This window comes from Rhizobium sp. RM, assembly GCF_013390595.1.
Classification (GTDB): domain Bacteria; phylum Pseudomonadota; class Alphaproteobacteria; order Rhizobiales; family Rhizobiaceae; genus Agrobacterium.
Genome location: NZ_JACAWV010000016.1, coordinates 18,756 through 36,759, shown reverse-complemented (window position 1 = coordinate 36,759; position 18,004 = coordinate 18,756). Strand labels below are relative to the sequence as shown.

Here is an 18,004-nt window from a genome sequence, read left to right as displayed (position 1 = left end):
TGATGGCGCCGCATTTCGACGCCATATACATCATGAAGTTGGGATTGCGATGAACCTTTACCTGGACTACCTGGCTGAAATCAAAAGCAGAGAAACGCAAGGGCTTGCTCCCAAGCCGATTGATGACGGCGCGCTCACCAGCGAAATCATTACGCTGATCAAGGACGCCGGCAGCGAGCACCGGTCCGATGCTCTCAAGTTCTTCATTTACAACACCCTGCCCGGCACCACGAGTGCGGCTGGCGTCAAGGCAGCGTTCCTGAAAGAAATCATTCTCGGCGAGACGGTTGTTCCCGAAATCACGCCGACATTTGCGCTGGAACTTCTGTCGCACATGAAGGGTGGCCCTTCGGTCGAAGTCCTGCTCGACATCGCGCTCGGCAACGACGCTGCGATTGCCAAGCAGGCTGGTGACGTACTGAAGACCCAGGTCTTCCTGTATGACGCCGACATGTTCCGCCTGCGTGATGCCTTCAAGGCTGGCAATGCCATTGCGACGGACGTTCTGGAAAGCTACGCCAAGGCCGAGTTCTTCACCAAGCTTCCCGATGTCGAAGACGAGATCAAGGTCGTTACCTTCATCGCTGCAGAAGGCGATATCTCCACCGACCTTCTCTCCCCCGGCAACCAGGCGCATTCGCGTTCGGACCGCCAGCTCCACGGCCAGTGTATGATCACGCCGGAAGCGCAGGCGGAAATCGTCGCGCTGCAGAAGCAGCATCCGGACAAGCGCGTGATGATGATCGCCGAAAAAGGCACGATGGGCGTTGGTTCGTCGCGAATGTCGGGCGTCAACAACGTGGCGCTGTGGACCGGCAAGCAGGCCAGCCCCTACGTTCCTTTCGTCAACTTTGCCCCTGTCGTCGCAGGCACCAACGGCATTTCGCCGATCTTCGCGACCACCGTCGACGTGACGGGCGGTATCGGCATCAACCTGAAGAACTGGGTCAAGAAGACCGGTGAAGACGGCAAGCCGATCCTCAACAATGACGGCAACCCGATCCTTGAGCAGAAATTCTCGGTCGAGACCGGCACTGTCCTGAAGATCGACGCGAAGAACAAGAAGCTTCGCGACGAGACCGGCAATGAGCTGGTCGATGTTGCCGCTGCTTTCACGCCGCAGAAAATGGAATTCATGAAGGCCGGCAGCTCCTACGCCATCGTCTTCGGCAAGAAGCTCCAGACATTTGCCGCGCAAACTCTTGGCATCGAAGCGACGCCTGTCTTCGCTCCGAACAAGGAAATCGCGATCGAAGGCCAGGGCCTGACCGCAGTTGAAAAGATCTTCAACCGCAACGCCGTCGGCGTTACGCCGGGCAAGGTTCTGCACGCCGGTTCCGACGTTCGCGTCAAGGTCAACATCGTTGGCTCGCAGGACACGACCGGTCTGATGACCGCGCAGGAACTCGAGGCCATGGCGGCGACCGTCATTTCGCCACTCGTGGATGGTGCCTATCAGTCCGGTTGCCATACGGCATCGGTCTGGGACAAGAAGGCACAGGCCAACATTCCAAAGCTCATGTCCTTCATGAACAACTTCGGCGTGATCACCGCGCGCGACCCGAAGGGCGTCTATCATTCGATGACGGACGTGATCCACAAGGTGCTGAACGACATCACCGTGGATGACTGGGCAATCATCATCGGCGGCGACAGCCATACCCGCATGTCCAAGGGCGTCGCCTTCGGTGCAGACTCCGGCACCGTCGCACTGGCGCTCGCCACCGGCGAAGCAACCATGCCGATCCCGCAGTCGGTCAAGGTGACCTTCAAGGGCACGATGCAGCCGTACATGGACTTCCGCGATGTGGTTCACGCAACCCAGGCGCAGATGCTCAAGCAGCACGGCGACAACGTGTTTCAGGGCCGTATCATCGAAGTGCACATCGGCACGCTTCTCGCTGACCAGGCCTTTACCTTCACCGACTGGACGGCCGAAATGAAGGCCAAGGCATCGATCTGCATCTCGCAGGACGAAACCCTGATCGAGTCGCTGGAAATCGCCAAGTCGCGCATCCAGATCATGATCGACAAGGGCATGGACAATGCCGGCAAGACCCTGCAGGGCCTGATCGACAAGGCTGACCAGCGCATTGCCGAGATCCGTTCGGGTGAAAAGCCCGCGCTGACGCCGGATGCCAATGCGAAATATTTCGCCGAAGTCGTCGTCGATCTCGACGTGATTGACGAGCCGATGATCGCCGACCCTGATGTCAACAACGTCGATGTGTCGCGTCGCTACACCCACGATACGATCCGCCCGGTGTCCTATTACGGTGGCACCAAGAAGGTGGACCTCGGCTTCGTTGGTTCGTGCATGGTGCACAAGGGCGACATGAAGATCGTCGCGCAGATGCTGAAGAACATCGAAAAGGCCGAAGGCAAGGTCGAGTTCAAGGCACCGCTCGTCGTTGCAGCGCCGACCTACAACATCATCGATGAGTTGAAGGCTGAAGGGGACTGGGAAATCCTGCAGAAGTACTCCGGCTTTGAATTCGATGACCTGAAGCCGAAGACGTCCAACCGTACGGAATACGAGAACATCCTTTATCTTGAGCGTCCGGGCTGCAATCTCTGCATGGGCAACCAGGAAAAGGCTGAAAAGGGCGATACCGTTCTGGCAACGTCGACCCGTCTCTTCCAGGGACGTGTTGTGGAAGATACCGCCGAAAAGAAGGGTGAATCGCTGCTGGCCTCGACCCCGGTCGTGGTGCTGTCGGCAATTCTCGGTCGTACCCCGAGCATCGAAGAGTATCGCTCGGCTGTCGACGGCATCGATCTGACGAAGTTCGCGCCGCCAAAGACCACACCGATCGATTCCCTTTCGGTTCACTACTAAGATTTCGATCTCAAAATATTGCGGCCCGCGAAGACAATCTCTTCGCGGGCCGTTTTGTTTCAAAGCCAGATTTTAGAGGCGATAAAGCGGCGCTGAAGGGTCAGGACGCCATGGGTAGTGACAGGCGATCCCAGCACGTATCAATGCCTGACGGCAGCCTGTGCTTCATGATGCGTTGACTGGGCGTCCGTTCGAACTCATCGACAACGGCGATGTAACGCGGGTTCTGGTAGGTGGCCAGCCGTTCACCGAGCCAGACGGAAAGCTCTGACGGAACGATGACGCTGCCGGCCTTCGGTTTGACGAAGAGCTTAATGTCCTGTTCGCCGATTTCGGCTTTCACGCCGATCATCGCGCAATCTTCGACCGAAGGGTGAGAGGAAGCAACATGCTCCACCTCCCAGGCAGAGACGTTCTCTCCCTTGCACCGCACGCTATCCGTCAGACGGCCGTGGAACCAGAGATTGCCGTCCGCATCGAAGGAGCCTGAATCGCCGGTATGGAGGCTGCCGTTTTTCAGCGCCTTGTCGGTTGCTTCCTGATTGTTCAGATACCCCTTGAACAAGGCGCCATCGAGAGATGTACGAACGACGATTTCTCCCTTTTCTCCAACCGGAACGGGCTGGCCGTTCTCCCCCAGAATGTCGACAGTAAACCACGGCATGGCCCGACCGACAGCACCGACAACGCCATTGTCATTGCAGGTTGTGATGCTCGATGCCTCGGTCATGCCGTAGCATTCGCGCATCTCGACACCAAAACGTTCGCTGAAAAGCGGCCACACATCCTTTGGGCAACCTCCACCCCAGGCGATCCGAACCGGATGTTTCCTGTCCGACACGGTCTCCGGCTGTTTGAGCAGGATCTGCGGGATACCGCCCAGATAATGTATGTGGGTCGCGCCATAGGTCCGCACCTGATCCCAGAAGCGGCTGGCCGAGAAACGATCGACCATGGCAAGCTGGATATCGTCGATGACTGGCAGCACGATGAGTTGCGCTCCGCCTATATGATATAGCGGCTCCCAGACGAAGAACACATCGCCGGCCTTCGCCAGCGACAGTGTCCGCACCGCCTCGCCCGCCAGACGGATCATGCCGTGCGTGACCATCACCCCCTTGGGACGCCCGGTCGTACCTGAGGTATACATGATTGCAAAAAGATCGCTGGCTTGAGGTGTTGGTTCGTCAAAACGCGCCTGTGCTGCCAGGATAGTCTCAAGCGCAGGGGATGGCTCTTCACCACCGGCTACAATGATGTTTGAGGCATCGATCGTCACCCCACTCTCATTGACGGTATCCAGCAGGTCCGCGTCGCAAACGAAAGTACCCGGCTCACAATGCTCCAGAATGTATTTCAGGCCGTCGCCACGAAGCTGGGCATTGACCGGCACCCAGACAACACCGGCTTTGGCAAGCCCGAAGAGGACCGCAAGTGAAAACCGGGAATTGCGCATCATGACAGCGACGCGATCGCCATGTTGCAATCCGCGTCGGCGCAATTCTGCAGCGAAGCTGTCCGACATGCTATCGAGCAGGCCAAAGGTGATCGGCTCGCCGTTGAACCGGGCAAACACCTGGTCAGGAACCCTGTCGGCCTTTGTCTTGAAGCTTCCAAGGAAGTCTTTGATCGTAACGGTCATGGAAAGAACTCTGTTTATGCTTGGGAAGAACGACGGAGACGTTCCGCCGCCAGGAGAAGTGTCGTCACGACGATGAAGACGACAACGGAGACCGCAGCCAATGTCGGGTTGAGCTGAAGGATCATGTCATCCCACATCTGCTTGGGCAGGGTGGTTTTGACGCCGCCACTGACGAAGATCGCAACCGTCAGTTCATCGAAAGATGTGATGAAGGCGAACAGGAAGGCCGCCGTCAGGCCGCTCTTTATGAGTGGCACCGTGACGAAGCGTAATGCCTGGAACTTGTTCGCACCCAGTGTGGCGGCGGCCTGATCGAGGCGCCAGTCGTAACTTTTCAGCACGGCGGCAATCGCGACAAAAGCAAAAGGTAGCGCCAGCACGGTGTGGCCTATCACCAGACCGAGGTCTGTCGCGACCAACCCCATTTGCGCAAACAGATAAAAGAGGCCCACAGCGATAACGATGCGCGGTACGATCATCGGCGCGAGAAAGAAGGCAAAGATCAGACCGCGCCACCGCGAGTTGGAGCGGGCAAGCGCCAGCGCGGCAAAGCCGCCGATCGCGGTCGCCGCCACGGCCGTGGCAAAGGCCACGCCGAAAGAGCGCACCGTGGCAGAGACCCACAGATCCGATGAGAAATAGGCGCGGAACCAGTCGAGGCCGTATCCCGGCGGCGGGAACTCCAGAAACTGCGAGCTGGTAAAACCGATCGGCAGCACGACAAGCGTCGGCAACATCAGGAAGGCAAACATCAGCGCGCAATAGAAGCCCAGCATGCGAGAGGAGATGGCCTCTCCCAAAACCCTTGTGACGCTGGTGCTGAAGGTGCTGCAGGCCCGTGCCAGCACATCCAGAACCGCCAGGCCAAAACCGCGCAGCACACCCTTGTTTCCGGTCTTGTTATCCGAAGGTTCACCGGACAGGCTGGAGAGGCCGAAGACCCGATCATACAACCAGCATGTGAGGAGTGCTGCAGCCAGCATCAGCGCGGCCAGGGCACCGGCAAAGGCCCAGTTCAGGATTTCCTGCACCTGCACGATGATAAGTTGCGCCAGCATGGTCTGCTGTCGACCACCCAGCAAAGCGGGCACGATGAAGAAGCCGAGCGAGGATATGAAGGTCAACAGGCCGGCTGCGGCGGCACCGGGCAACGACAATGGGAAGTAGACGAGCCAGAAGCCTTTTGCCGGTGTCGCGCCCAGCGTTCCCGACGCCTGTGTGAGCCGGCGATCGATCCCCGTCATCACCGGCAGCATGGTCAAAACGGCAAGCGGCGTCATCGCATGGACCATGCCGACCATCACGCCGAACTCATTGTGCAACAGTTCGAGCGGCTGGCTGAGAAGGCCAAGTTTCAGACCAATCTGGTTGACGACGCCGGTGCGTCCAAGAACGATCACCCAGGCGAAGCTCTTGACGAGATAGCTCGTCCAGAACGGCACCATGACAAGCAGGATCATCGTGCCGCGGCGATAATCTGGAAGGCGTGCAAGCCAGTAAGCCAGCGGATAACCGAGAAGCAGCGAAAACAGCGTCGTCAGCGCAGCGATACGAAAGGTGATCAGCAGCACACGGAAATAAACGTCCGTGTCGAAAATGCGCGAATAATGCATCATCGTCACAGCACCGGTATCGGCATTTTCGAGACTGAGCCCCATCAACCGCGCGACAGGCACCAGAAAGAAGATGACGAGGAAGGCAAGCCCCGGTGCGGCCAGCCAGAGCGGCCCGAAACGGAAGCGGCGGGACGGCGCGGACAGTGGTTGTGAAACGACAGCGGTCATGGCGTCACCAGTACGGCTGCTTCCGGCTTCCAGCTCAGCGTGATGTTCTCGCCGAGTTTCGGCAGCGGTTTGCCCGGCAGAAGCCGCACGGTCACACGCTCATCCGTCTCGGCGTCAACCAGAAGCCTTGTTTCCGATCCGGCATAAACGATCTCCGCCACCTGCCCCTTGATGGCATTTTCGCTTTCGCCACCAAGTTCCAGATGTTCGGGCCGCACGACCAGTGCCATTTCAACGTCGTTCGAGAGGTTTTTCCCGTCGATCAGCAGACGTCTGTTTCGTGTTGCGAGATGAACCGCACCATTGGCACCGCGCTCGATGCGGCCACGGAAGATATTGGAAATACCGATGAAATCTGCTGCAAAGGCCGTCTGCGGCCGGGCGTAGATTTCATGGGGCGGGCCGATCTGCTCGACGCGGGCATGATTCATCAGGCAGATGCGATCTGACATGGCCAGCGCCTCTTCCTGGTCATGCGTGACGTATATGATTGTCGCACCGGTCTTGCGGTGCAGATCCTTGATTTCGAACTGCATGTGCTCACGCAGTTTCTTGTCGAGAGCGCCGAGCGGTTCATCCATCAAAATGATGGCTGGCTTGTAAACAAAGCAGCGCGCCAGGGCGACGCGCTGTTGTTGGCCGCCGGAGAGTTCACGCGGAAAACGGCTGGCCAGATGATCGAGCTGAACCATCGAAAGCGCGTCAGCCACCTGCCTTGCCGTATCGGCGCGGCTGAGCCCCCGCATCTTCAGCGGAAAGCCGATATTTTCAGCCACCGTCAGATGCGGGAACAAAGCGTAATGCTGAAACACCAGGCCGATGTCGCGTTTGTGCACCGGCGTCTGGGTTTCATCCCGGCCATCGATAAAAAGCCGCCCCTGATTGGGGGTAACCAATCCGCTGATCATCTGCAGCAGGGTTGTCTTGCCGGAGCCGGAAGGCCCGAGAAGCGTCAGAAACTCACCCGGTTCGACCGCAAGATGCGTGGGTTTGAGCGCAACGGCGTTACCGTAGTTTTTTGCCAGTCCATCGACGAGAAGCTTTGGCTGGCTGGCTTGATCGGGCTTCGCAAGCATGGGCGTCCTCCTTACCCGAGAATCCAGGCGTTGAACCGCTCGGCCATGTCCGACCGATTGGCGCTCCACCAGTCTTCGCGTGCGATGGTCATGAGTTTGAGGTTCGCGTCCGAGGTCGGCAGCGTTTCGGCACGTTGCGCGGGAATGCTTTCATAGGCCTTCAGGTTGGTCGGGCCATAGGCAAGGAACTCGGTGAAGAGAGCCTGCTGTTTCGGGTCGGCGCAGAACTTCACAAACTGCCGGGCAATCTCGGCACGTGGTGAACCCTTCGGAATTCCCCAGCCTTCAATCGAAAAGAGGCCTTGGTTCCAGACAATCTTGACCGGTGCTCCACCATCGATCACGGCTTGAGCGCGCGCATTCCACAGCGCGATCATGTCCACCTCTCCACTCTGGATAAGCTGGCTCGACTGCGCGCCGCCAGTCCACCACACGTCGACATGCGGTTTGATCTTCTCAAGGCTGGCATAGGCACGCTCGACATCGAGCGGATAAAGCTTGTCGAGCGGCACGCCATCGGCGAGCAAGGCTTGCTCCAGGGTATCGATGGGGTTTTTGCGCAGGGCGCGACGGCCGGGAAATTTTTCGACGTTCCAGAAATCTGCCCAGGTCGTCGGTGCCTTTGCCGCGTCGAATTTGTCGGTGCGATAGGCCATGATCGTCGAATAGACGTCGATACCGAGCCAAACGGGCGTCAGGGCATCCGGCATCAGACCGGGCGCGTCCGCGTCTGTCAGATTGATCGGTTCGAGCAAATCGCGTTTTTCAAGAATGTCACGCGCCGAAAGCGTCAGCGTACACACGTCCCAGCTATAGGACTTGGTCTCGACCATGGCTCGAAACTGTGCGGTTGGCTCGGCATCGCGGGCAACGTTGATGACCTTGATACCTGTTGCCTTTTCGAATGGATCATAAAACGCCTTGCGGTAACCCGGGCTGTAAGGACCGCCGGGGTCGGCAACGGTCAATTGCTCGTTTGCCCATGCCGTTCTCGTCAGGATGGTGGGAGCGGCCAGCGCCACACCGAGGCCGCCTCCGATTTTCAGGAGTTTGCGGCGATCAATCATTACACGTCTATCGTTTGTCATTGTTTTTTCCCTCTGGTTTGTGATGTGTTGCGCCGCCTCCCGAGACGGCCTGACCGCCCTGTCAGCCAGCCTTTCGGGCAGCCCTTTCGGAAAGGAACAGCTCCATCATCCGCGCCGGTTCACCGGACGCATAAGCCTCCCGCTGGATGCGGACGCCTGCCTCGAGGCAATCGCGGAAACCCGCCTCGGTCATTTCTCTGAAGCGCTGTTTGTCGAGACGCATGGCGACGGGCGGTTTCGCAGCCAGTTCGCGGGCAAGTGTCAGAGCTTCGTCCATGACACGGTCCTGCGGTACGATACGGTTGATGATGCCGATCGAATGGCACTCGTCCGATTCCATCAGGCGTCCACTCAGCGTAAGGTCGATGGTGCGGGCGAGGCCAATGATCTCGCGCATGATCCATGGACCCGTGGTGCTGGCGATACCGGAGTTGATTTCCGGCTGGCCCATGCGAACGCCCGGGTGACCAATGCGGAAGTCGCAAAGAAGAGCAACCTGGAAAGCCGAACCGGCAGCCACGCCGTTCAACGCTGCAATCAAGGGCTTGGACAACGACCGCATGGCCTCATAGAGGCGCTCCCACTCCCCCACCCATTCCTTGCCACGCTCGGCATCGAAGGTTTTCGTCTCGTTCAGGTCCTGACCGGCGCTGAACGCCCGGTCGCCTGCGCCGGTGAGAATGATGGCGCGAATAGCCTCATCCTTCTCGAACGCCTCGAACGCCTCAACGAGTTGCTTTCGCATCGCGCTGTGCCAGGCGTTCAGAATCTGCGGGCGGTTTAGAGTAATGACGCCGACCTCGCCGTGCCGTGCCGTCAGGATGAAGCGATCCATGGTTCTCTCCTCTTTTCGATTTCATAACTATTGCATTGCAATAACTAATATGTCATAGTGTGTTCACAGATATTTTTTATGTCAAGCTACATTTCCGCTGCGCGATAACTCTGCTATCGCTATGCGTGAAGAGACGTGGGTGGGGGCAAATGGCGCGCAAGGCAGGCAAATCGACGGAGAATGAGACCGACGCATCCAGCGAAGATCGCGATCCGTTGCTGGTACAGTCAGTCGAAAAGGCATTCAGAGTTCTCAGCGCTTTTGATGGCACGCGCCCAAACCTCAGCCTTTCTCAGATCGCCGATGAAGCCGGGCTCGACATGAGTGCGGCGCAGCGCTTTACACACACGCTGACAAAGCTCGGTTATCTCAGCAAGAATGCCGATACGAGGCGGTTCGAACTGACGGTGAAGTCACTGGATTTTGGCTATCACTACACCCGGGCCAGCAGCCTTGTGGAACGAGGCATGCCATACCTCCTGCATCTCAGCAAAGAGACCGAGGAAACGGTCAATCTTACCGTTCTCGACGATACGGATATCGTCTTCGTGTCGCGCTTCATGAGCAGGCACGTCCTGAACAACGACGTTATTACCGGGACGCGGCTGCCCGCCTATTGTACTGCGCCGGGCATTGCAATTCTCGCGTCGCTGCCAGGCGACGAGGCCAGTGCCATACTGGATCGATCCCCCCTGCACCCCTATACGCCACACACGACCTGGCAGCCGGACGCGTTGCGGGAAAAACTGCAGAAGTCAGCGGTTCAGGGCTATGCGACAGCGTTTGAAGAGTATTTCTACGGCGATCTGTCGGTCGCCGCGCCCGTTCTGGATGCCAATGGCCGACCCTATGGCGCCATCAACATCGCGGTTTCGCGGAGCCGCTATACGCCGGAAGAAGCCGAGCAGCGCTTTTCCGCGCTGGTAACGGCTGCCGCCAGGTCTATTTCGATGGCTGGCGGCGCCCGAAGATAGAGCAGGCCCAAACGAAAGAAGCCATGCGCCACGCAATAGCAGCGCATGGCACAATCGGTCCGCCGGTGCTCTCTTAGCGCTCGCCGTTCACGAATGGGCTAAAGACCATCAGGCTCAGGATTTCAAACAGAACCTGCGCCCCGGCATGCGCGGTGTTGGTTGTTGCGTCATATTGAGGCGCGACCTCCACGACATCGCCACCAACCAGATTGATCCCCTTGAGACCACGGATCAGTTCCAGCACCTCGCGGCTGGTCAAACCACCGATTTCCGGCGTGCCGGTACCGGGAGCAAATGCCGGGTCCAGGCTGTCGATATCAAAGGACAGGTAGGTCGGGCCATCGCCGATCACCGCTTTCGCCTTCTCGATAATGGCTGGAATGCCAAGCCCGGTAACCTCTTCGGCATGGATCACCGTCATGCCGGACTCGTAGGAAAACTCCCATAGATATTCCGCCGCACCACGAATACCGATCTGGATCACACGCGTCGGGTCGAGCACGCCATCGAGCACGGCGTTGCGGAACGGTCCACCGTGATGGAACTTCGTGAGATCGTAAGCCCCACCCGTATCGCAGTGCGCGTCGATATGGATCATGCCGACAGGGCGATTTTTTCCCACGGCGCGAAGAATGGGGTGGGTGATCGAGTGGTCTCCTCCGACGGAGAGCGGTACGACACCGGCAGAAACGATCTGATCGACGCGTTTTTCGATATCCTCATGGCTCAATTCCAGACGATAACGGCTTCGGAACGGAACATCGCCAATATCCGCAACGCGCAGTTCATGAACGGGAGCGCAACCAAGTACGTGGTTATAGGGTCCGATGCGTTCGATGGAACGCAGTGCGCGCGGCCCGAAGCGGGAGCCGGGCCGGTTGGTAACGCCGAGATCCATCGGCACACCGAGCAGGGCCACCTGGAGATCGCCGAAATCAGGCGTTTCAGCATCGACGGATAGATGTGGGGCCGTCAGAAATGTCGGGATGCCGGAATAAGGTGCAAGGCGCGTACCGCCTTCATTGAAAATCTTGTCGGCAACCTTTCGAAACTCCGGGTCAAACAGATCTCCCCCATGACCCTGCCCGTACTTCGAACGCAGTTCTTCCAGTTTCTTGTCGTCAAACGCCATATCTGCCTCACAGAGTTGGAAAGGGGTGACGAAAACAAAAAGCACACCTGTCTACGGCCGACATCGGCACGCAGCTTTTTCATTCCCCTTCATTCTTATTGACGACAACTATGGACGATTGGGATTGGAAATCAATTGACATTGTTATAGCGTTTTATGTGAGAAATTCTCACATAGATTGCCGTGGAGTACACCCCTTTGCCCAGCCGTCTGCCACCGCTGAACCCTTTGCGCGCGTTCGAAGCCGCTGCCCGGCGAGGCTCGGTGTCCGCCGCCGCTAGGGAGTTGAACGTGACGCACGGCGCGATCAGCCACCAGATCCGGGCATTGGAACAGTCGTTCGATACGCCTCTGTTCGAGCGCAACGGCAAGCGCCTGAAACTCACGCCACAAGGCGCGCTGCTTCTGCCGGCTGTGACCAGCGCGTTTGACGGGATAGCGGCGGCAACGGCGGCGATGACAAGGCCGGCAACCAGCGGCGAGCTGACTGTGACATGTGTGGCGGCACTCCTGTCCTTCTGGCTGATACCGCGCATGGACCGGTTTACCGAACAGTTCCCCGGTGTGACCCTGCGGTTGATTGCATCGAACGATGCAGCGTCGCCCTTTTCCCCGGATGTCGACGTCTCGATCCTTTATGGCGACGGTAACTGGGGGGACTGCTGGACGCGCCTATGGAGCCGCTTTTCGCTTTTTCCCGTTGCCGGCCCCACACTTCTCAACATGCAGCCGTTGCGTTCCATCCGCGATCTGCAGGACCACGTGCTACTCCATTGTGACGATGGTCGTGAATGGAATACCTGGCTCGCAGCGGCCGACGCCCGCGATCTGCCTCGTGGCCGCCAGCACTTCATGGGAGATGCCCGTCTTGCAACGGAGGCCGTGTTGCACAATCAGGGTGTCGCCCTCGGTGACTCGATCACGGCGGGCGACCTCATTGCAAAAGGCGAACTCGTCGCACCTTTCGATCTCGCAGTGCCCGCAAACCATGCGCTTTACGTGGCATGCCGCTCAGACAAACGTGCAGCACCGATCGTCCAGGCCTTCATCGACTGGCTGTTTGCAACGATCGAAAGCGATATGCCGCATGAGCCCCTCACCTCCGCACGCACCATCCTGAGACAGCGCCAGCCTCGTTCGAGGGTAGAAGACGATTCCTCAATATAAAAGAGGCGTCTTGCGGCGCCTCCTCGATCTCTTTTCCTCTGTACAGCCTATTAGAACCGGGCGGTCATGCTGACCCAGAAGCGACGACCTTCCATGACGGTGTTGAAATCGTCGGTGCCGACATCCTTGTCGAAGACGTTGTAGATCGCCGCATTGAAATCGACGTTTTCAGCCACGGCATATTTCGCGCCGATATCGAGGGTGGTGTAGGCGTCGTATTTACGCGCCGACTTGCCGTTGATCGTGACGGCCGTGCCATTGGTGCCGATACGCGGCCCCGCGTTGATCTCCGATCCATGGTAGTTGATCGATGCCCATGCTTCTAGTCCGTCGATCGGCGTTACCCAGTCGCCTCTGAGGTTGGCCATATGCTCAGGCGTACGGGCCAGCGGCAGACCTTCATAGTCACCGGTCTTCTGTTCCGAATGCGTGTAGGTGTAGCTGCCACGGAAGGTCAGTTCCGGTGTCGCATACCAGGTCGCGGTCAACTCGACACCCTGAATCACCGCATCATCGATGTTGTAGTTGTACCAGAGGCGGTAGTTCGGATCTTCGCTCCAGCGCACCGGATTGCCGCTGGAATCGAGCACCAGGGCATTGGAAATCTTGTCCTTGAAGTCTGTGTAGAAATAGGTCGCACCGAGCGCCACATCGCCGTTGTCCCAGAGCGCTGCCAGCTCGTAGCTCGTGCTCTTTTCCGCTTCCAGATTGGGATCGCCAATGATGACGCCGCAAGTTCCGGTCGGGCCATAGGTGCAGCCGCCGCCGCCCGTGGTGTAGGCGTAACCGGGCGCTACCTGGCGGATTTCGGGTGCACGGAAGCCGGTGGAAACACCACCCTTGATGGTCAGATCCTGGGTCGCGCTCCAGACACCGTAAATACGCGGGCTGAAATGGTTGCCGTATTTTTCGTGGTTATCAAGGCGCAAACCGCCAGTCAGGGCAAAGCTGTCAATGATGCGCCATTCGTCCTCGACGAAAAGCGCCCATTGCGTCGCGGAAAATGTTTCATCCAGACCCGAACGGCGACCTGGATTCTGGTCGGTGAGCTGCGCTTCGAAATATTGTCCGCCAGTGACCAGCGTGTGACCGCCAAACAGTTCAAACGGCGTTGTGAACTTGCCGTCGATAACGGTATTGCGGATTTCCGGAGAGCGCGGGTTTTCGGTAACCCGGCCGGTTCGGACATTGCGCGTGAAATTGGTGCGTTCGGCCCATTCCTGCTGGATCGAGAATTCCGAGGTGGTTGGGCCCCACCGGCCGGTGTGCGACAACGACCAATGGTCACGCGTGTTGATGTTGTAGGTGCTGTTCGCATCCGTCGCGGCAAGGGATTCCCCCGGCTCTGCGTCGCGACGCAGACGCGTCTTGCCAGCTTCGAGGTAAATGTCGTGGTCTTCATTCGGTGTCAACGTCAGCCGGCCGTTGAAATCAAACTCCTTGGCACCCGTCGTGCCGTTCAGGATACGATCCTCACTGCGTTTGAAACCGCGACCCCAGACTTGCAGGCCGAGCACGTCCTTGAGGATCGGCCCGTTTGCATACCAGGAAACCTGACCGCTATTGCCGAAGCGTGAATGCTGCTGTGCCGTTCCTTCGGTCGTCACGGAGCCGGACCAGACATCACCAACCTTGCGGGTGATGATGTTGATGACGCCGCCCATGGCATCCGAACCGTAAAGTGAAGACATCGGGCCGCGAACGACCTCGATACGCTCGATAGCCGAGACCGGCGGTATGAAGCTCTGCTCGAAACCGGAATTGCCGTTGGTACGGGCATCACGCGTGCTTTGGCGTCTTCCATCCACCAGGATCAGCGTGTAGGCACCTGGCAGGCCGCGAATGAAAATGTCTTTTTCATTGGCGATGCCGGTGACGGCCACGCCCTGCACCTCGCGCAGCGCATCGGTCAGATCACGGTAAGATCCCTTCTCCAGATCTTCGCGCGTCACCACCGTAATGCTGGCAGGCGCGTCCTTGACGTTCTGTTCGAAACCCGCAGCCGTTACGACGATCTGCTGGAGCACGGTGTTGTTTTCGGTTGCCTGCTGGGCGAAAGCCGGAACGGCCAGACCCAACGCAGTGCCCGCCATGCCGACAGTGATGACGGCTCGCGTGACTTTTCCAGCCCCGAAATGGCTGCAGCGCTTCACTTCCATGTTATGCCCCCGCATTTAACTTGAGAATTTACCCCCACTTATTTAGGAGCAGTGACAGGCACAACGGCTTTGTTTTCGAACAATTCTAAATTCTGGAAATTGCAAAATGGGGGCTTCGCCAGCCAGCGGTGGGGCGAAATATCAACGAATGGCAACCAAGAAGCGAAATGAAGACGAGGGAGCGGCTGCGAAGCCTGACAAGCTCGGACAGTTGAAGCTGCTGATCGCGTTTGACGCGCTGCTGCGTGAAGGCAGTGTCAGCCGTGCGGCGGCTGGCATGGGCCTGCCGACCTCTTCGATGAGCCGGATTTTGCAGCAGCTTCGCGAAAAATATGACGACCAGCTTTTCCTTCGCACCGGGCAAGGCCTTCTGCCAACACCCTTTGCCGAAGAAATGCGACTGCGCATTCGTTCCCTGGCGGCGGAGGCTGAAAATCTTATCGATTACAGCAAGGATCGGCCTGACCCGGCCAATCCGGCAAAAACGACCGGATGGGAGCGACCGTTGCTGATGAAGGCGCCGCCCCTGGCCGTGCGCCCCAGCCTTCTGCTTGAGGGGCAGCCCACGCCCGAACACATTGCCACCCGTCTTGCCAACATCGGTCACAATGCCGGCCCACAGCAGCGATTGGCGAAATATATCGCGACCTCCTCGATGGGCATCGGCAACAGCCGACCGCTCAGCCAAACCGAAGCGATGGATGCTCTTTCCATTATCCTCGATGGCGATGCAGATCCCATACAGATCGGCGCCCTGCTGGCGACAATGCATTATCGCGGTGGAACGGCAGCGGAGCTTGCCGGTTTCATCGAAGCCATGTGGGAGCATATGAACAGGAGCCAGAACCCGCCGGGATCGGTCGATCTGGACTGGCCCGTTTATATTTCACCCAAGCACCGGGACGCACCGTGGTTTCTGCATGCTGCCCGCCTGGTTGCCATGGCAGGCTACAGTGTGCTTCTGCACGGACACATGGGCCAGGGCGACAACAGCGGCAAACTGGAGATCGCTGCGGAAACAAGCGGCATTCCGATTTGCCAATCCCTGGCGCAGGCGGCCGAAGCAACTGCATCGCACGGCTTGGCCTATCTTCCCATCGGCGGTATCTCGCCACAGTTCCAGAGCCTGCTTGGATTGCATGGGCTGCTGGAGATGCGACTGCCCCTGAACACTGTAGTCCATCTGCTCAACCCGTTGCGCGCCCGAAACGTGATCATCGGCGTTGCGCGCCCGTCCTATCAGGAACTGCACCGCGATACGGCCAAACTGCTGAAGATGGATAACCTCGCAGTTCTCGGCAACACCCGGGACTTTGCACAATTCACGCCCTTCCGCAGCACCCGGATTTTTGGCCTCTCGCGAGGCGAAGATATCGAGGCTTTCATTCCCGGCCGCGACATGCCGCCTGCGGAAATGCCGACCATGTTCACGACCTTCGAATATTGGCGCGCCGTCTGGACGGGAGCTGCACGCGATGAAAGAGCTGAAGCGACCATCATTTCTACGGCAGCGGTTGCCCTGATGCTGGTAAACGACATGACCATGTCGTTCGATGATGCCTTCGCACGCAGTCTCAATCTCTGGCAGGAACGGTCACGCAGCGTCGCTCACGTCTGACTTGGATTTACCTCAGGCGTTGGCGGTACTTTTCTGCAGCGCCAGATATTCCCAGATCGCGACCATCAACAGCACCACCGTGCTTGCCAGTTGCAAAACGTAAAGCGGCAGGCCCTCAAGCGGCAGAAGCAGGCATAGGATCGCAACCCCGACGAAATGCGAGACGGGCCGCTGATATGCGGCAGCGATTTTCACGCCGATATTGCCAGCGAGAAACAGGATGGGGCCGCCGAGAATGGCTATCGCTTCGCGGAGCGTCGCACCCTCGTGGCTGTGAGAGAGGCTGAAATCCTCACCCACCGCAGTGACTATAATGCCTGCCACAATGGGCAGATGACCGTAGTTGAAGAGGTTATGGGCAATCTTGGCCTTCTCATCCGCATGCTCGACCTTGCTCGATGCCTTTTGCTGTCCATGGTGAAAATAGATCCACCACATGGCCACCGTGCTGATGAACGCAGAACAGAAGACCACGAACGTCATGCCGGAGTTCATGTAGGACGTCGCCGTTCGACCGGTTGTCAGGATCGTTTCTCCCAGGCAGATGATGACAAACAGCGCACAACGTTCTGCGAGATGCTCTCCCGACAGATGCAGCCTGTCCTCATCGCTCGAGGGAATTCCAGGAACGACATAACGGCAGACGGGACCGGCATATTCGATGGCGAGTGCGACGCCCCAGAAAAGAAGCCGTCCTGTCAGATCTGAGAAACCACCGGCAATCCAGAAGAGGCTGGAGATGACGAGCCAGACCGTAACGCGTGCGAAGACAAGAAAGGATTGCCTGTCCTCGTCCCTGAAAACGTAAAGGGCAAAAAGGCTTCGGCCAATCTGTAGTGCGCTGTAAATGAGAGCAAATGCCGGGCCCTGCTCTGCAAATGCTTCAGGAAGCGCGATGGCCAGCAAGACGCCGCCAAACATCAGGACAAAAAGAAGAAGCCGAACCTGCTCGACTTCCGTGTTCAGGAGATTGGTGATCCAGGTCGTGTGAATCCAGAGCCACCATAAAGACAGGATAAGGATGGCTGCCTCAAGGAGAGCGGTGGGACCAAAATCTTCCGCCAGCGCATGCGATAGCTGGATCAATGCAAAAACGAAAACCAGATCGAAGAAGAGTTCCGGGAAGGTCGCCTTTTCCGCTTCATGCCCTTCCTGTTTGATCCAGCTTTTGGAAAGACGTTTGTTTTCGGACGGCTGTGGTTCGGTCCCGGCGGTCATGTTGCCCCCATATATATTGGCCATTCACATGAGACGAAAAAAGCGGGCAGAGATCTTATTCAAGATCGACCATTGAAAACAACACGTGCACTAAGCCGGTTCGCATATGTCTATCGACCTTCCGCCACCGTCCCAGATTAACGGGAGGCAGTTCAACGGGAATGTGCGTTTTGCACTTCTGGCACCAGCGAGATGAGGCTCTCCGCTTTCGCTGTCAGGTAACTCGTCCTGCCCAGCATTTCTCTCAAAAGACGTTCAATGGCCTGCGATCGCGGTGAAGCGGTCTCCGCCATGTAAAGCGCGACTGCCAGTTCCATATCGTCGGGAAAGGTCATCAATTCTGTTCCGTTGGCAACACTGGACAGAAACGCGCAATTCGGTTTTAGGTTTCATCGTTACCGTTCAGCAAACCAGCTGCGTTATCTCTGTGATCTGTATCACAAGCATCCGATAGGCTGTGCATCGACAAAAA

The 18,004-nt window shown here is 58.0% G+C and carries 13 protein-coding genes; 4 read left to right on the top strand and 9 right to left on the bottom strand.

Annotation, left to right across the window (positions count from 1 at the left end; genetic code table 11):
• Nucleotides 1-49 precede the first annotated feature (49 nt).
• Nucleotides 50-2,839 (top strand): bifunctional aconitate hydratase 2/2-methylisocitrate dehydratase, encoded by a 2,790-nt coding sequence (locus tag HWX89_RS14540; protein WP_138791457.1) that lies wholly within the window; start codon nt 50-52, stop codon nt 2,837-2,839.
• A gap of 100 nt (nt 2,840-2,939) precedes the next feature.
• Here the strand turns inward: HWX89_RS14540 and HWX89_RS14535 are convergent, their stop codons facing one another.
• From HWX89_RS14535 to HWX89_RS14515, 5 genes are all read right to left on the bottom strand, one after another.
• Nucleotides 2,940-4,481, bottom strand: coding sequence for an AMP-binding protein (locus tag HWX89_RS14535; protein ID WP_138791458.1), 1,542 nt, complete (start codon nt 4,479-4,481; stop codon nt 2,940-2,942).
• Between the two features lie 14 nt (nt 4,482-4,495).
• Nucleotides 4,496-6,265: an ABC transporter permease subunit gene (locus HWX89_RS14530; RefSeq protein ID WP_138791459.1), complete on the bottom strand. Its 1,770-nt coding sequence runs from the start codon at nt 6,263-6,265 to the stop codon at nt 4,496-4,498.
• Nucleotides 6,262-7,341, bottom strand: a complete 1,080-nt coding sequence (locus tag HWX89_RS14525; RefSeq protein WP_138791460.1) for an ABC transporter ATP-binding protein — start codon at nt 7,339-7,341, stop codon at nt 6,262-6,264. The genes HWX89_RS14530 and HWX89_RS14525 overlap by 4 nt, the downstream gene beginning before the upstream one ends.
• 11 nt (nt 7,342-7,352) lie before the next feature.
• Complete coding sequence (locus HWX89_RS14520; protein WP_138791461.1) at nt 7,353-8,429, bottom strand: ABC transporter substrate-binding protein; 1,077 nt, start codon at nt 8,427-8,429, stop codon at nt 7,353-7,355.
• Nucleotides 8,430-8,490: 61 nt separating this feature from the next.
• Entirely contained in the window at nt 8,491-9,264 is a 774-nt protein-coding gene (locus HWX89_RS14515; protein ID WP_138791462.1) for an enoyl-CoA hydratase/isomerase family protein, read from the bottom strand.
• A 149-nt stretch (nt 9,265-9,413) separates the two neighbouring features.
• On the opposite strand from HWX89_RS14515, the gene HWX89_RS14510 reads away from it, so the two are divergent.
• Nucleotides 9,414-10,238, top strand: a complete 825-nt coding sequence (locus HWX89_RS14510; RefSeq protein WP_138791463.1) for an IclR family transcriptional regulator — start codon at nt 9,414-9,416, stop codon at nt 10,236-10,238.
• 73 nt (nt 10,239-10,311) lie between these two features.
• Here the strand turns inward: HWX89_RS14510 and speB are convergent, their stop codons facing one another.
• Nucleotides 10,312-11,370 carry an agmatinase gene (gene speB, locus HWX89_RS14505; protein WP_138791464.1) on the bottom strand — a complete coding sequence of 353 codons (1,059 nt, stop codon included), beginning with the start codon at nt 11,368-11,370 and terminating at the stop codon, nt 10,312-10,314.
• Between the two features lie 198 nt (nt 11,371-11,568).
• On the opposite strand from speB, the gene HWX89_RS14500 reads away from it, so the two are divergent.
• On the top strand, nt 11,569-12,537 hold the full coding sequence (locus HWX89_RS14500) for a LysR substrate-binding domain-containing protein (protein WP_138791465.1): 969 nt from the start codon (nt 11,569-11,571) through the stop codon (nt 12,535-12,537).
• 50 nt (nt 12,538-12,587) lie between these two features.
• Here the strand turns inward: HWX89_RS14500 and HWX89_RS14495 are convergent, their stop codons facing one another.
• Nucleotides 12,588-14,630 (bottom strand): TonB-dependent receptor domain-containing protein, encoded by a 2,043-nt coding sequence (locus HWX89_RS14495; protein WP_138791492.1) that lies wholly within the window; start codon nt 14,628-14,630, stop codon nt 12,588-12,590.
• Nucleotides 14,631-14,844: 214 nt separating this feature from the next.
• Here HWX89_RS14495 and HWX89_RS14490 point away from each other — a divergent pair, with 214 nt between their 5' ends.
• Nucleotides 14,845-16,314 carry a glycosyl transferase family protein gene (locus tag HWX89_RS14490; protein WP_138791466.1) on the top strand — a complete coding sequence of 490 codons (1,470 nt, stop codon included), beginning with the start codon at nt 14,845-14,847 and terminating at the stop codon, nt 16,312-16,314.
• Nucleotides 16,315-16,326: 12 nt separating this feature from the next.
• Here HWX89_RS14490 and HWX89_RS14485 read toward each other — a convergent pair whose 3' ends face one another.
• Nucleotides 16,327-17,532: a low temperature requirement protein A gene (locus tag HWX89_RS14485; protein WP_138791467.1), complete on the bottom strand. Its 1,206-nt coding sequence runs from the start codon at nt 17,530-17,532 to the stop codon at nt 16,327-16,329.
• A gap of 152 nt (nt 17,533-17,684) precedes the next feature.
• Nucleotides 17,685-17,867, bottom strand: a complete 183-nt coding sequence (locus HWX89_RS14480) for a hypothetical protein (RefSeq protein WP_138791468.1) — start codon at nt 17,865-17,867, stop codon at nt 17,685-17,687.
• Between the last annotated feature and the right edge of the window lie 137 nt (nt 17,868-18,004).

Excerpts from the sequence above, each read along its gene's own strand:
- HWX89_RS14520 (WP_138791461.1), bottom strand. The coding sequence starts at position 8,429 with ATGACAAACGATAGACGTGTAATGATTGATCGCCGCAAACTCCTGAAA.
- HWX89_RS14540 (WP_138791457.1), top strand. The coding sequence starts at position 50 with ATGAACCTTTACCTGGACTACCTGGCTGAAATCAAAAGCAGAGAAACG.
- HWX89_RS14530 (WP_138791459.1), bottom strand. The coding sequence starts at position 6,265 with ATGACCGCTGTCGTTTCACAACCACTGTCCGCGCCGTCCCGCCGCTTC.
- HWX89_RS14480 (WP_138791468.1), bottom strand. The coding sequence starts at position 17,867 with ATGACCTTTCCCGACGATATGGAACTGGCAGTCGCGCTTTACATGGCG.
- HWX89_RS14515 (WP_138791462.1), bottom strand. The coding sequence starts at position 9,264 with ATGGATCGCTTCATCCTGACGGCACGGCACGGCGAGGTCGGCGTCATT.
- HWX89_RS14485 (WP_138791467.1), bottom strand. The coding sequence starts at position 17,532 with ATGACCGCCGGGACCGAACCACAGCCGTCCGAAAACAAACGTCTTTCC.
- HWX89_RS14490 (WP_138791466.1), top strand. The coding sequence starts at position 14,845 with ATGGCAACCAAGAAGCGAAATGAAGACGAGGGAGCGGCTGCGAAGCCT.
- HWX89_RS14510 (WP_138791463.1), top strand. The coding sequence starts at position 9,414 with ATGGCGCGCAAGGCAGGCAAATCGACGGAGAATGAGACCGACGCATCC.
- HWX89_RS14495 (WP_138791492.1), bottom strand. The coding sequence starts at position 14,630 with ATGGCGGGCACTGCGTTGGGTCTGGCCGTTCCGGCTTTCGCCCAGCAG.
- HWX89_RS14535 (WP_138791458.1), bottom strand. The coding sequence starts at position 4,481 with ATGACCGTTACGATCAAAGACTTCCTTGGAAGCTTCAAGACAAAGGCC.
- speB (WP_138791464.1), bottom strand. The coding sequence starts at position 11,370 with ATGGCGTTTGACGACAAGAAACTGGAAGAACTGCGTTCGAAGTACGGG.
- HWX89_RS14525 (WP_138791460.1), bottom strand. The coding sequence starts at position 7,341 with ATGCTTGCGAAGCCCGATCAAGCCAGCCAGCCAAAGCTTCTCGTCGAT.